The sequence below is a fragment of the Vibrio sp. 2132-1 genome, assembly GCF_033344315.1.
Map to the genome: position 1 here is coordinate 1 of NZ_JAWPON010000283.1, position 738 is coordinate 738.

Below are 738 nucleotides of genomic sequence, written 5' to 3' on the forward strand. Positions count from 1 at the left end.
GTGATGCGAGTGACGAAGGAAGCGTAATGGCAGCATTTGAATACAAAGCGCTGGATGCAAAAGGCAAACAAAAAAAAGGCACGATTGAAGGGGATAACGCTCGTCAAGTGCGCCAACGACTGAAAGAACAAGGAATGATCCCTGTTGAGGTCGTGGAAGCCAAAGCAAAGGCGGCTAAGTCTTCAGGCTCAGTGGGCTTCAAACGTGGTATCAAAACGGCTGAACTGGCTCTGATCACGCGTCAATTATCCACACTTGTTCAATCAGGTATGCCTCTTGAAGAGTGTCTTCGAGCAGTTTCTGAACAAGCAGAAAAGCCACGAATTCGCACCATGATCGCTGCAGTTCGCTCCAAAGTCACCGAAGGTTACCCATTGGCAGATAGCCTAGGTGATTATCCACACGTCTTTGACGAACTGTTTCGCTCTATGGTCGCCGCGGGTGAAAAATCTGGACACCTTGATACGGTTTTAGAGCGCTTGGCGGAGTACGTCGAAAACCGTCAGAAAATGCGTTCTAAGCTGTTGCAAGCGATGATCTACCCTGTCGTATTAGTGGTGTTTGCGGTGGCGATTGTCTCGTTCTTGTTGGCGACCGTGGTACCCAAAATCATCGAGCCGATCATTCAAATGGGGCAAGAGTTGCCACAGTCAACGCAATTTTTGCTGGCGGCTAGTGAGTTCGTCCAAGAATGGGGGCTGATTATCTTTGCCGTGCTAGTAGTTTGTTTTTATGGCT

Annotated in this window: 1 protein-coding gene; it reads left to right on the plus strand. The window is 48.8% G+C overall.

The genetic code is table 11. The features are described 5' to 3' along the window. Window positions 1-26: 26 nt before the first annotated feature. On the plus strand, window positions 27-738 hold a 712-nt coding region (locus tag R8N47_RS24940; RefSeq protein ID WP_318186073.1), incomplete at its 3' end, for a type II secretion system F family protein.